This window comes from Pantoea sp. SIMBA_079 (assembly GCF_046940275.1).
Lineage (GTDB): Bacteria > Pseudomonadota > Gammaproteobacteria > Enterobacterales > Enterobacteriaceae > Pantoea > Pantoea borealis.
The window spans coordinates 1-243 of the sequence record NZ_JAWRYR010000796.1; the positions used below are offsets into that span (position 1 = coordinate 1).

Annotated in this window: 1 protein-coding gene; it reads right to left on the reverse strand. The window is 60.1% G+C overall.

Going from position 1 to position 243, the window contains the following annotated elements:
* Positions 1-208, reverse strand: a 208-nt coding sequence (locus tag SB719_RS22135) for a DUF899 family protein (RefSeq protein WP_412160030.1), incomplete at its 3' end; no start/stop codon positions are given.
* Positions 209-243: the final 35 nt, after the last annotated feature.

The window sequence follows — 243 nt, forward strand, 5'->3', positions numbered from 1 at the left end:
AGCCCATACGCTCGCGGTAAAGTTCAATGTCGGCAAGCGGCGCGCGGGAGACGGCGATCATGGTGACGTCGTGATGCGCAAGGTGCTTGTTCATACCATCGGTGTGGTCAGCCATGAAGGAGCAGCTGGGGCAGCCTTCCTTCCATCCCGGCGCGAACATGAAATGCTGCACCAGAAGTTGGGACCGGCCATCGAAGAGATCGGCCAGCGTGCGTGAGCCGTCCGGCGTGTCGAAAACGTATT